This is a genomic window from Kitasatospora arboriphila, from assembly GCF_039528095.1.
GTDB classification, from domain to species: Bacteria; Actinomycetota; Actinomycetes; order Streptomycetales; family Streptomycetaceae; genus Kitasatospora; species Kitasatospora arboriphila.
Genome location: NZ_BAAALD010000066.1, coordinates 32,531 through 43,280, shown reverse-complemented (window position 1 = coordinate 43,280; position 10,750 = coordinate 32,531). Strand labels below are relative to the sequence as shown.

Annotated in this window: 12 protein-coding genes and 1 pseudogene; 11 read left to right on the top strand and 2 right to left on the bottom strand. The window is 72.4% G+C overall.

Annotated elements, in window-relative coordinates; translation table 11 throughout:
- The 7 genes and pseudogenes from ABD353_RS27735 to ABD353_RS27705 all read left to right on the top strand — a co-directional run.
- Positions 1–581 (top strand): annotated as a pseudogene (locus ABD353_RS27735) (hypothetical protein); the annotation flags it as partial.
- A gap of 134 nt (positions 582–715) precedes the next feature.
- Positions 716–1,930, top strand: a complete 1,215-nt coding sequence (mqnC, locus tag ABD353_RS27730; protein WP_344626418.1) for a cyclic dehypoxanthinyl futalosine synthase — start codon at positions 716–718, stop codon at positions 1,928–1,930.
- Positions 1,930–2,538 carry a hypothetical protein gene (locus tag ABD353_RS27725; protein ID WP_344626417.1) on the top strand — a complete coding sequence of 203 codons (609 nt, stop codon included), beginning with the start codon at positions 1,930–1,932 and terminating at the stop codon, positions 2,536–2,538. The genes mqnC and ABD353_RS27725 overlap by 1 nt, the downstream gene beginning before the upstream one ends.
- A gap of 179 nt (positions 2,539–2,717) precedes the next feature.
- A complete protein-coding gene (locus ABD353_RS27720; protein WP_344626416.1) occupies positions 2,718–3,296 on the top strand; it encodes a hypothetical protein in 579 nt (192 codons plus the stop codon).
- 139 nt (positions 3,297–3,435) lie between these two features.
- Complete coding sequence (locus tag ABD353_RS27715; protein WP_344626415.1) at positions 3,436–4,128, top strand: demethylmenaquinone methyltransferase; 693 nt, start codon at positions 3,436–3,438, stop codon at positions 4,126–4,128.
- 73 nt (positions 4,129–4,201) lie between these two features.
- A complete protein-coding gene (locus ABD353_RS27710) occupies positions 4,202–5,482 on the top strand; it encodes a geranylgeranyl reductase family protein (RefSeq protein ID WP_344626420.1) in 1,281 nt (426 codons plus the stop codon).
- 59 nt (positions 5,483–5,541) lie between these two features.
- A complete protein-coding gene (locus ABD353_RS27705; protein WP_344626414.1) occupies positions 5,542–6,087 on the top strand; it encodes an FHA domain-containing protein in 546 nt (181 codons plus the stop codon).
- A gap of 27 nt (positions 6,088–6,114) precedes the next feature.
- Here ABD353_RS27705 and ABD353_RS27700 read toward each other — a convergent pair whose 3' ends face one another.
- Together ABD353_RS27700 and ABD353_RS27695 are read right to left on the bottom strand one after the other, a co-directional pair.
- The gene (locus ABD353_RS27700; protein ID WP_344626413.1) at positions 6,115–6,444 is read right to left on the bottom strand and encodes a MazG-like family protein; all 330 of its coding nucleotides are present in this window, start codon (positions 6,442–6,444) and stop codon (positions 6,115–6,117) included.
- Between the two features lie 73 nt (positions 6,445–6,517).
- On the bottom strand, positions 6,518–7,246 hold the full coding sequence (locus ABD353_RS27695) for a DUF2278 family protein (RefSeq protein WP_344626412.1): 729 nt from the start codon (positions 7,244–7,246) through the stop codon (positions 6,518–6,520).
- A gap of 492 nt (positions 7,247–7,738) precedes the next feature.
- Here ABD353_RS27695 and ABD353_RS27690 point away from each other — a divergent pair, with 492 nt between their 5' ends.
- From ABD353_RS27690 to ABD353_RS27675, 4 genes are read left to right on the top strand one after another with little or no spacing between them, the layout of a single operon-like run.
- Positions 7,739–8,098, top strand: a complete 360-nt coding sequence (locus ABD353_RS27690) for an NADH-quinone oxidoreductase subunit A (protein WP_014137597.1) — start codon at positions 7,739–7,741, stop codon at positions 8,096–8,098.
- 60 nt (positions 8,099–8,158) lie between these two features.
- Positions 8,159–8,713, top strand: coding sequence for a NuoB/complex I 20 kDa subunit family protein (locus ABD353_RS27685; RefSeq protein WP_344626411.1), 555 nt, complete (start codon positions 8,159–8,161; stop codon positions 8,711–8,713).
- The gene (locus ABD353_RS27680; protein WP_344626410.1) at positions 8,710–9,414 is read left to right on the top strand and encodes an NADH-quinone oxidoreductase subunit C; all 705 of its coding nucleotides are present in this window, start codon (positions 8,710–8,712) and stop codon (positions 9,412–9,414) included. Before ABD353_RS27685 ends, ABD353_RS27680 begins: the two co-directional genes overlap by 4 nt.
- The gene (locus tag ABD353_RS27675) at positions 9,414–10,745 is read left to right on the top strand and encodes an NADH-quinone oxidoreductase subunit D (protein ID WP_344626409.1); all 1,332 of its coding nucleotides are present in this window, start codon (positions 9,414–9,416) and stop codon (positions 10,743–10,745) included. The genes ABD353_RS27680 and ABD353_RS27675 overlap by 1 nt, the downstream gene beginning before the upstream one ends.
- Positions 10,746–10,750 lie beyond the last annotated feature (5 nt).

The following is a 10,750-nucleotide window of genomic DNA, read 5'->3' as shown; positions in this document are numbered from 1 at the left end:
GCCCGCGCCGCCGCTGGGCGGTGCCGCTCGTCGTGCTGGCGGTGCTCGCCGCGGGCGGCGGCCTGTGGGCGGCGCTGCCCGGCTCCGGGGAGCCGGACCGCGGCAGCCAGGACGCCGCCACCAGCAGACCCGCCGGCACCGGCGGCGCGAGCGGGGCCTCCGGCGGGCAGCCGTCCTCCCCGGCCGGGGCGCCGTCCTCCCCGGCCGCCTGGGCCACCGGCTCCGGCACCCTCCCGGCCGGCTACCTCGGGACCTGGCAGGGCACCATCACCACCCGCGTCGGCGGCCTGCCCAGCACCTTCCGGGTCGAGCTCGGCCGGGGCAAGGTCGGCGAGGTGGTCGGCCGTACCAGCAACGCGTCCGCCTTCAGCGACACCGTCTGCCGCGGCGAACTCACCCTGCTCACGGCCTCCGCCGACCGGATCGAGCTGCAGGAGCGCCCGGTGGGCAACGACCCCCGGTGCACCGGCGAACCCGAGAAGCAGACCTACACCCCGGCGGGCGGCGGTTCGCTGCACCTGCAGGTGAGCGGCGCGCCGCTCGGCATGGACCCCTCCGGCGACCTGGCCAAGCAGGGGTGACGGGCCGCAGAAAAGGGCTGGCGTAGGCTGGTTCGGTCCTGCCGTCCGGGCGCCCTCCTGCCTCGGAGACGCCCCGCCGCCCGCCGGTGCCGCCGTCGGACAGCCCGCCGTTGGAAAGAAAGTAGGCCCGCAAGGTGTCCGAGCAGACCCTCGACTCCCCCGCCGCCGACCTGCAGGCCGTCCTGGACCGTGCGGCCGCGGGCGGCCGGATCACCCCCGAGGAGGCGCTGGAGCTCTACCGCTCCGCGCCGCTGCACGCCCTCGGTGCCGCCGCGGACGCCGTGCGCCGCCGCCGCTACGCCGGCGTCGAGCACATCGCGACGTACATCATCGAACGGAACATCAACTACACCAACGTCTGCGTGACGGCCTGCAAGTTCTGCGCGTTCTACGTCCCGCCGAAGAGCGACAAGGGCTGGTCGCGCGACCTCGACGAGATCCTGCGCCGCTGCGCGGAGACGGTCGAGCTGGGCGGCACCCAGATCATGTTCCAGGGCGGCCACCACCCGGACTACGGCGTGGAGTACTACGAGCGGGCCTTCTCGGCGATCAAGGGCGAGTTCCCCGAGCTGGTCATCCACTCGCTGGGCGCCTCCGAGGTCGAGCACATGGCCCGGATCTCCGGAGTGACGATCGAGGAGGCCATCACCCGGATCCACCGGGCGGGCCTGGACTCCTTCGCCGGCGCCGGCGCCGAACTGCTGCCGGAGCGCCCCCGCAAGGCGATCGCCCCGCTCAAGGAGTCCGGCGAGCGCTGGCTGGAGATCATGGAGGCCGCGCACGGCCTCGGCGTGGAGTCCACCTCCACCATGCTGATGGGCACCGGCGAGACCAACGCCGAGCGCATCGAGCACCTGCGGATGATCCGCGACGTGCAGGACCGCACCGGAGGCTTCCGCGCCTTCATCCCGTACACCTACCAGCCGCAGAACAACCACTTGAAGGGCCGCACCCAGGCCACCGTCTTCGAGTACCTGCGGATGATCGCCGTCGCCCGGCTCTTCCTCGACAACGTCGCCCACATCCAGGGCTCCTGGCTCACCACCGGCAAGGAGGCCGGCCAGCTCTCGCTGCACTACGGCGCCGACGACCTCGGCTCCGTGATGCTGGAGGAGAACGTCGTCTCCGCGGCCGGCGCCAAGCACCGCTCCAACCTCACCGAGCTGATCCACCTCATCCGGGCGGCCGGCCGCACCCCCGCGCAGCGCTCCACCACCTACCAGCACCTGCGCGTGCTCGACGACCCGGCGAACGACCCGGTCGACCCCCGGGTCGCCTCGCACATCGCCTCCACCGCGATCGAGGGCGGCACCGCCCACCCCGAGCTGAAGATCCTCTCGGCCAACTGATGCTGACCCTGCACCGCGCCGCCCTGCTGATCGCCGACCCGGCCGCCCCCGCGGCCCCGGTGACCGCCGACGGCGCGGTGCTGGTCGACGGCGCCCTGGTCGCCTGGGTCGGCCCCTACGCCGGCCGGCCGGACGCCGACGCCCGGCAGCGCGAGTGGCCGGGCCTGCTCGTGCCCGGCCTGCTCAACCCCTACGGGGCCTGCCAGCTGGAGCGGCGCTACCACCCGGACCCGCGCGAGGAGCTCGGTGCGGAGCCGCTCGTCCTCGACGTGTCCGACGAACGGCGCGGCGGCTCCGCCCGGCGCGGCCTGCAGCGGATGCTCGGCCACGGCACCACCGCCGTCGCCGGGCCCTTCGCCCACCCCGCCGTGCGCACCGCGGTGGCCCGCTCCGGGCTGGCCGCAGTCCCCGGCGACGGCGCCGACGGCGGGCTCGACCCGCTCGCCGGCCGCAGCCTCGCCGAGGCCGTCCACCGCCCGCTGCGGGCGGGCGGCCCGGCCGCCCTCGCCGTCTTCGCCGCCGGCTCGGCCGCCGAACTGGAACGCTCCGGCGCCGGCTGCTGCCTGGCCACCGTGCTCGGCGGACGGCTGCTCTACCGCGGCCGCTGACGCGCCGCCGCTCCTCCCGCGGTGCCACGCCCCGGCAAAGGTCGCACAAACCGCACACATCCTGCCGTGACCTGAGGCACCGCCAGCGGCTACGATCCCGGACAGCCCCTCAGGCACCGTCCCGGGGGGCACCCCTCACCACCGGGCCCCCACCGGCCCCGGCCGCCAGGACAGGACCGATGCGACCCGCCACCGCCCCCCACCAGCCAGCCCCCCGGCTGGGCCGCGGCTGGTACCTCGGGGCCGTGCTGAGCGCCGTGCTCGCCCTCGGCATGTGCCTGCTCGGCTGGCGGCAGGCCGACCAGGCCGACCGGATCACCGCCAACCCCGTCCGCGTCCAGGGCATCGTCACCCAGCTGCCCGGCGGCAGCGGCAGCTACAGCGAGGTCGTCTACACCGCCGAGGGCCGCCGCCTCAGCGCCGCCGACCTGTGGCTGCCGGAGGGCGCCGTGGTCGGCGACCCGGTCTGCCTGGAGCACGCCGCGGACGACCCGGCCGCCGTCCGGGTCTGCGGCAACCGCTACCCGCAGCCGGTCGGCATCACCCTGGCCCGCACCAGCGTGCCGGTCGCCCTGCTCCTCCTCGGCCTGTGCCTGGTCCGCATCCTGCGCCACCGCCGCACCCGCCCGGCCCGGGAGGGCGGCGCCCGGGTCCGCACCACCGTGGTGCTGGCCGCCGAGGGCATGCCCGCCCTCACCCACGGCAAGCGGTCCCGCCGCCGCCGCAAGGGCGGCCGCCGGGGCCGGCCCCAGGGGTGACCCCGGGGGCGCCGACGGCACCCGGCGGGCCCTCGTGCCGGTCCGTTCCGCCGCGAAGCACCCGGCCGCCGCCGGGGGCACGGCACTCCGACGTGCACCCGTTGCCCGGGCAGGTGCCACCAGGGTGAACAATGGGGGCGTGACCCGAGCCTCCCTGGACAAGCAGCCCCACGAAGTCGCCGCCATGTTCGACGACGTCGCGGCCAAGTACGACCGCACGAACGACGTGCTCTCGCTCGGCCAGGCCCGGGCCTGGCGGCGGGCGGTCGCCGACGCGGTCGCGGCCGAGCCCGGCCAGCTGGTCCTCGACCTGGGGGCCGGCACCGGCACCTCCTCGCTGCCGTTCGCCGAGGCCGACGCCAAGGTGGTGCCCTGCGACTTCTCCACCGGCATGCTCGCCGAGGGCAAGCAGCGCCACCCGGAGCTGGCGATGACCGCGGGCGACGCGACCAAGCTGCCCTTCGCCGACGCCACCTTCGACGCCGTCACCATCTCCTTCGCGCTGCGCAACGTGCAGGACACCGACGCGGCGCTGCGCGAGATGCACCGGGTCACCAAGCCCGGCGGAAAGATCGTCATCTGCGAGTTCTCCACGCCGACCTGGACGCCGTTCCGCACGGTCTACACCGAGTACCTGATGCGCGCCCTGCCGCCGGTCGCCTCCGCCGTCAGCAGCAACCCGGACGCCTACGTCTACCTCGCCGAGTCCATCCGCTCCTGGCCCGACCAGCCCGAGCTGGCCGCCAAGCTGCAGCAGGCCGGCTGGTCGAAGGTCGCCTGGCGCAACCTCACCGGCGGCATCGTGGCCCTGCACCGGGGTTTCCGCGCATAAGCCCTGGCTACACTCACTTGCAGTCAGCCGTCCCAGTGCAGGAGTGTGCCCCGTGTCCGACACCGCCATCGACCTGAGCGGCACCGTCGAGGCCACCGCCGACGTCATCGTGGTCGGCGCGGGCCCGGCCGGCTCCACCACCGCGTACTACCTGGCGCAGGCCGGACTGGACGTCCTGCTGCTGGAGAAGACCGAGTTCCCGCGGGAGAAGGTCTGCGGCGACGGCCTGACCCCGCGCGCCACCAAGCAGCTCGTCGACATGGGCATCGACGTCTCCACCGGGAACGGCTGGCTGCACAACAAGGGCCTGCGGATCATCGGCGGCGGCGTCCGGCTGGAGCTCGACTGGCCGGAGCTCTCCGCCTTCCCGGACTACGGCCTCGTCCGCAAGCGCGCCGACTTCGACGAGCTGCTGGCCCGTCAGGCCTCCAAGGCCGGCGCCCGGCTGTACGAGAGCTGCAACGTCACCGGCCCGGTGCTGGACGAGCGCACCGGCCGGATCACCGGCGTCACCGCCAAGCTCGGCGACGAGAAGCGCCCGGTCGTCTTCCGCGCCCCGCTGGTCGTCGCCGCGGACGGCAACTCCACCCGGCTGTCGGTCGCGATGGGCCTGCACCGCCGCGAGGACCGCCCGATGGGCGTCGCCTACCGGACGTACTTCACCTCGCCCCGGCACGACGACGACTACCTGGAGTCCTGGCTGGAGCTCTGGGACACCCGGCACGGCCAGCGCAAGCTGCTGCCCGGCTACGGCTGGATCTTCGGCATGGGCGACGGCACCAGCAACGTCGGCCTCGGCATCCTCGACTCCTCGCCCGCCTTCGGCGACCTCAACTGGCGCGAGGTGCTGAAGAGCTGGTGCGCGAGCATGCCCGAGGAGTGGGGCTACACCCCCGAGAACATGACCGACCCGATCCGCGGCGCCGCCCTGCCGATGGCCTTCAACCGGCAGCCGCACTACACCCGCGGACTGCTGCTGGTCGGCGACGCCGCCGGCATGGTCAACCCGTTCAACGGCGAGGGCATCGCCTACGCCATGGAGTCCGGCCAGATCGCCGCGGGCGTCATCGTGCAGGCGACGGCCCGGGTCACCGACGCCGGCCGCGAGCGCGCCCTGCAGCGCTACCCGCAGATCCTCAAGGAGGTCTACGGCGGCTACTACTCGATGGGCCGGGTCTTCGTGAAGCTGCTCGGCCACCCGAAGATCATGCAGACCGCGGCCGAACGCGGCCTCACCCACCCCGTCCTGATGAAGTTCCTGCTGAAGCTGCTCGCCAACCTGACGGACCCGCAGGGCGGCGACGCCATGGACCGCATCATCAACGGCCTCACCAAGGTCGCGCCCCGCGCCTGACGGCCCGGCCGCGCAGCGCCGCTGGACAGGGAACTTCTGCTGGTCGGACAATCCCTTCCATGGCGTCAGCAGAGTTCGGGGCAGAGGTGGCCCGGCCGTCCGAGGCCGACCGCGAGCGGGCGCTCGGAGCGCTGCGCGACGGGGTCGGCAACGGTCGGCTGTCCCACGACACCTTCATGCGGCGGATGGAGCTGGTGCTGGTCGCCCGCACCCGCGCCGAGATCGACCAGGCACTGGCCGGCCTGCCCACCGGCGGGCCGGTCTCCCGCATCGTGCTGCGCGCGGTCGGCGGCGTCTCCGCCTTCCACGTCCGGCTGCGGCGCACCTGGCGCAACCAGCAGCTGCCCGAACTCGGCCTGCCGCAGCCCGGACCGCAGCCGCTGCTGATCGGCCGCAACCACGGCAGCGGCCTGCGGCTGTCGGACTCGACCGTGTCCCGCACCCACGCCGAACTCCGCTACCAGGACGGCGGCTGGGTGCTGCACGACCTCGGATCGGCCAACGGCACCTTCGTCAACGGCCGCCGGGTGACCGGCCCGGTCCGGGTCTCCCCGGGCGACCAGGTCGGCTTCGGCCGCACCGCCTTCCGCCTCACCGGCGGGTAACCCCCCCCGCGCCCCCGGCGTGCTGCGTCAGCCCTCCTGGTGAACCGCCAGGGAGCGGGCCTCGATGCGGGCGAGGCGGTCCTCGAAGACGGTGCGGGCGTCCGGGGTGAGGGTGCGCAGGGCGACCAGGGCGCTGACCACCACGTCGCACAGTTCGGCCTGGACGTCCTCCCAGCCGTGCGTGACGCCCTTGCGCGGGTTCTGCCCGGTCGCGCCGATCACCGCCTGCCCCACCTCGCCGACCTCCTCGGTGAGCTTGAGCAGCCGCAGCAGCCTCTCCTCCCCGGCGGGCAGCGTGCTCGCCCCGTCCAGCCACCCCACCAGGCGGTCGATGCTGTCCCAGCTGCTGGTCTCCATGCGGGCGGCTCCTGTGCGGCGGTGGACGGACGGTCCTCCACCGTACGGGAGCCCGGCCGCCCCGGGCAGGGCCTCAGCGGGGGTGCCCGGCGTCGTCGGTGGTGAGGACCTGGGTGTCGAACTTGATCTGCCAGACCGCGACCGTGCCGGAGGGGTGTTCGCAGACCACGGCGCCGTCCTGCCAGGTGCCGTTGTCGGGCCACCACTGACTGCCGTACGGGTCGCCCTGGTTCAGGTGGACGTCGTGCACGCCGGGCCCGCCCGCGCCGCCGTCGAAGCGCTGCCCGAAGACGTAGATCCGGTTCGCCGCGCGGAGGTACGGCTGCAGCACGTCGAGCGCGTTGTCGCCGTCGCTGGGCACCCAGGGGAAGGTCCGCCCGGGCAGCGGTCCGGCGAGCCGGTCGAGGAGGTCGGGGCCGAAGGCGGCGGCCCCGGGGGCGGGGCGGGCGACGAGCCGTCGCAGCCGGCGGGCGAGTGCGGCGGGGGCGGCGAGCCAGGCGGCGTCCTGCAGCCGCGGGCTGCGCACGTAGTCGAGGGCGCCGGAGGCCGGGGTGGAGGCGAGCGGGTGGAAACCGTCGGGCAGGGCGCGGACGGCCGCGACGTCGGCGGTGGTGAGGCCGTCCACGACCCGGTAGGCGACCCCGTTGTCGTCCGGCGAGTCCACGTCGAGGGCCGCGTGGTACGGGCCTTCGGGCGTCGTCAGGGTGAGGTGGCCGTGGTACCAGTGGCCGAAGTCGTGCGAGGGGTCGCGGGTGAAGCCGTGGAAGGTGCCGGCGGCCACGCCGTACCGGGGGAGGGGCATGGACCAAGGGTGGCGGGCGGCGGGGCGGGCGGCCAGCCGCTGAACGGGTGCGCGGCGGGCATTCGTGAGCTTGTGAAAGAAAGGTCAATCGACCGCACCGCCCCCGCACCCGGGCGGGTGAGGTGCCTATATCACGCCCGACGGAGTGCTCAGAAATTTGCTCCGGCGGCAGCATGATTGATATAGGCGCAAGCCTCTGACCAGTCGCTTCAGAAGTGAATGCGACTGTTTGTGACCATTTGCCTTCATTGCGTGGATGGGTCGTGGCTTCGGTCGGTTGGTGGTCGTTTGCGAGGTGGCGCAGATCACAAAGATCGTTCAGAACCGCGTGTCGCAGATCACAAGCCGACGGGCATAGGATGCGCTCGATCCGGGCTTTGTGAACTGCCTCACATGGGATTGATCTCATGGTTCGGATCACCGGATCACCCCAGCGTGACCCGGCAGTTCCTATCTGCAGTCAAGGACGACTGGACGGAGGGAGCGGGGGCTATGAATGCCTACGCGCCGATCCTCGTACTCGGTGCCATCGCGGCGGCGTTCGCGGTCGGCTCCGTCGTGATGGCCTCGCTGACCGGCCCGAAGCGCTACAACCGGGCCAAGTTGGAGGCGTACGAGTGCGGTATCGAGCCGACCCCGCAGCCGGTGGGCGGCGGGCGGTTCCCGATCAAGTACTACCTGACGGCGATGCTCTTCATCGTCTTCGACATCGAGATCGTCTTCCTCTACCCGTGGGCGGTCAGCTTCGACGCCCTCGGGATCTTCGGGCTGGTCGAGATGCTCCTGTTCATCGCCACCGTCTTCGTCGCGTACGCCTACGTCTGGCGCCGCGGCGGTCTGGAGTGGGACTGACCGCTGACTTTGTGAACGGGCGGACAAGCCACCGGACTCGAAGGCATTGAGAGGGATCTGATGGGTATCGAGGAGAAGCTGCCGAGCGGCTTCCTGCTCACCAGCGTGGAGACCGCCGCAGGGTGGGTGCGGAAGGCGTCGCTCTTCCCCGCCACCTTCGGCCTGGCCTGCTGCGCGATCGAGATGATGACGACCGGCGCCGGCCGCTACGACCTGGCCCGGTTCGGCATGGAGGTGTTCCGCGGCTCCCCGCGGCAGGCCGACCTGATGATCGTGGCCGGCCGGGTCAGCCAGAAGATGGCCCCGGTGCTGCGCCAGGTCTACGACCAGATGGCCAACCCGAAGTGGGTCATCTCGATGGGCGTGTGCGCCTCCTCCGGCGGCATGTTCAACAACTACGCGATCGTCCAGGGCGTGGACCACATCGTCCCGGTCGACATCTACCTGCCGGGCTGCCCGCCCCGCCCGGAGATGCTGATGGACGCGATCCTCAAGCTGCACGAGAAGATCCAGCACGAGAAGCTCGGCGTGAACCGCCGCCGCGCCGAGGAGCAGGCCGAGCAGGCCGCGCTGCAGGCCACCCCGGTCAGCGAGATGCGGGGGCTGCTGCGATGACCGAGCAGAACGGCGTGCCCGCCACCCGCAAGGAGATCCCCGTCGAGGTGATCGGCAAGCGCCAGGGCATGTTCGGCGCCCAGGACACCGGCGACACCTCCGGCTTCGGCGGCCTCACCCGCCCCGTCGTGCTGCCGCCCGCGAGCACCCGCCCCTACGGCGGCTGGTTCGACGAGGTCGCCGACGAGTTCGAGGGCGCCCTGGAGGAGCAGGGCCTCGACGTGGCCGAGGTGCTCGAGAAGACCGTCGTCGACCGCGGCGAACTCACCTTCCACGTCGCCCGCGAGCACCTGCTGAAGACCGCCCGCACCCTGCGCGACGACCCGGCGCTCCGCTTCGAGCTCTGCCTCGGCGTGAGCGGCGTCCACTACCCGGCCGACAAGGGCCGCGAGCTGCACGCCGTCTACCACCTGCGGTCGATCACCCACACCCGGCTGATCCGGCTGGAGGTCACCGCACCGGACACCGACCCGCACATCCCGTCCGTCGTCAGCGTCTACCCGACCAACGACTGGCACGAGCGCGAGACCTACGACTTCTTCGGCCTGGTCTTCGACGGCCACCCCGCCCTCACCCGGATCATGATGCCGGACGACTGGCTGGGCCACCCGCAGCGCAAGGACTACCCGCTCGGCGGCATCCCCGTCGAGTACAAGGGCGCCCAGATCCCGGCGCCCGACCAGCGGAGGTCGTACAGCTGATGACCACTCACCACTACGAAGAGGCCGGCGCCCGCGAGACCACCGAAGGGCGCGTCTTCACCGTCACCGGCGGCGACTGGGGCGAGGTCGTCGAGGCCGTCGCCCGCGCCGACGACGAGCGGATCATCGTCAACATGGGCCCCCAGCACCCGTCCACCCACGGCGTGCTGCGGCTGATCCTGGAGATCGACGGCGAGACGGTGACGGAGGCCCGCTGCGGCATCGGCTACCTCCACACCGGCATCGAGAAGAACATGGAGTTCAGGACCTGGGTCCAGGGCACCACCTTCGTGACCCGCATGGACTACCTGACGCCGCTGTTCAACGAGACCGCCTACTGCCTGGCCGTCGAGAAGCTGCTCGGCATCACCGACGACGTCCCCGACCGCGCCAACGTAATCCGTGTCCTCATGATGGAGCTCAACCGCATCTCCTCGCACCTCGTGGCGCTCGCCACCGGCGGCATGGAGATCGGCTCCACCACGCTGATGATCTACGGCTTCCGCGACCGCGAACTCATCCTGGACGTCTTCGAGCTGGTCACCGGCCTGCGGATGAACCACGCCTACATCCGCCCCGGCGGCCTCGCCCAGGACCTCCCGCCCGGCGCCGTCGACAAGATCCGCGAGGCGGTCGCGCTGTTCCGCTCCCGGATGCACGAGTACGACAAACTCGCCACCACCAACCCGGTGTTCAAGGCCCGCCTGGTCGACGTCGGCCACCTCGACCTGGCCGGCTGCCTCGCCCTCGGCGCCACCGGCCCGATCCTGCGCGCCACCGGCCTGCCGCACGACCTGCGCAAGACCGACCCCTACTGCGGCTACGAGGACTACGACTTCGAGGTCGCCACCGCCGACACCGCGGACTCCTACGGCCGGTTCCTGATCCGGCTGGAGGAGATGAAGCAGTCCCTGCGGATCGTCGAGCAGTGCCTCGACCGGCTGAAGCCCGGCCCGGTCATGGTCGGCGACAAGAAGATCGCCTGGCCCGCCCAGCTCGCCGTCGGCCCCGACGGCATGGGCAACTCCCTCGACCACATCCGGAAGATCATGGGCACCTCGATGGAGGCCCTGATCCACCACTTCAAGCTGGTCACCGAGGGCTTCCGGGTGCCCGTCGGCCAGGCCTACGCGGCCGTCGAGTCGGCCAAGGGCGAACTCGGGGTGCACGTGGTCAGCGACGGAGGCACCCGGCCCTACCGGGTCCACTTCCGCGACCCCTCGTTCACCAACCTGCAGACGATGGCGGCGATGTGCGAGGGCGGCCAGGTCGCCGACGTCATCGTCGCGGTGGCCGGGATCGACCCGGTGATGGGAGGCGTGGACCGGTGACCAAC

What these genes read in the sequence shown, in the direction of transcription:
- ABD353_RS27725 (WP_344626417.1), top strand. Translation starts at nt 1,930, where the DNA reads ATGCTGACCCTGCACCGCGCCGCCCTGCTGATCGCCGACCCGGCCGCC.
- ABD353_RS27720 (WP_344626416.1), top strand. Translation starts at nt 2,718, where the DNA reads ATGCGACCCGCCACCGCCCCCCACCAGCCAGCCCCCCGGCTGGGCCGC.
- ABD353_RS27705 (WP_344626414.1), top strand. Translation starts at nt 5,542, where the DNA reads ATGGCGTCAGCAGAGTTCGGGGCAGAGGTGGCCCGGCCGTCCGAGGCC.
- ABD353_RS27700 (WP_344626413.1), bottom strand. Translation starts at nt 6,444, where the DNA reads ATGGAGACCAGCAGCTGGGACAGCATCGACCGCCTGGTGGGGTGGCTG.
- ABD353_RS27695 (WP_344626412.1), bottom strand. Translation starts at nt 7,246, where the DNA reads ATGCCCCTCCCCCGGTACGGCGTGGCCGCCGGCACCTTCCACGGCTTC.
- ABD353_RS27690 (WP_014137597.1), top strand. Translation starts at nt 7,739, where the DNA reads ATGAATGCCTACGCGCCGATCCTCGTACTCGGTGCCATCGCGGCGGCG.
- ABD353_RS27685 (WP_344626411.1), top strand. Translation starts at nt 8,159, where the DNA reads ATGGGTATCGAGGAGAAGCTGCCGAGCGGCTTCCTGCTCACCAGCGTG.
- ABD353_RS27680 (WP_344626410.1), top strand. Translation starts at nt 8,710, where the DNA reads ATGACCGAGCAGAACGGCGTGCCCGCCACCCGCAAGGAGATCCCCGTC.
- ABD353_RS27675 (WP_344626409.1), top strand. Translation starts at nt 9,414, where the DNA reads ATGACCACTCACCACTACGAAGAGGCCGGCGCCCGCGAGACCACCGAA.